The organism is Myxococcus sp. CA039A (assembly GCF_013336645.1).
In the GTDB taxonomy this organism is placed as follows: domain Bacteria; phylum Myxococcota; class Myxococcia; order Myxococcales; family Myxococcaceae; genus Myxococcus; species Myxococcus llanfairpwllgwyngyllgogerychwyrndrobwllllantysiliogogogochensis.
Genome location: NZ_JABUMQ010000822.1, coordinates 1 through 407 on the forward strand (window position 1 = coordinate 1; position 407 = coordinate 407).

Sequence of the window (407 nt, forward strand, 5' to 3'; positions counted from 1 at the left end):
GCCTCGAACAGGCTGACGCCGGCGGCGACGGACACGTTCAGGCTCTCGATCTCGCCCGGCATCGGGATCTTGACCAGGCCATCGCAGTTCTCGCGGGTCAGGCGGCGCAGGCCATCGGCTTCGCCGCCCAGCACCAGCGCGATGTTGCCCTTCAGGTCCAGCTGGTACAGCGAGGCCGTGGCTTCACCGGCCAGGCCGTAGATCCACACGCCCTGCTTCTGCAGGTCCTTCAGGCAGCGCGAGAGGTTGGTCACCGCCACCACCGGGATCAGGTCGGCGGCACCGGCCGAAGTCTTGCGCACAGTGGCATTGACCGTGGCCGACTTGTCCTTCGGGATGATCACCGCGGTCGCCCCGGCGGCAGCGGCCGAGCGCAGGCAGGCGCCGAGGTTGTGCGGGTCCTGCAC

1 protein-coding gene is annotated in these 407 nt (G+C 69.3%); it reads right to left on the minus strand.

Going from position 1 to position 407, the window contains the following annotated elements:
- A partial coding sequence (rlmB, locus tag HR086_RS47775; protein WP_174469000.1) for a 23S rRNA (guanosine(2251)-2'-O)-methyltransferase RlmB occupies nucleotides 1-407 on the minus strand: 407 nt, incomplete at both ends.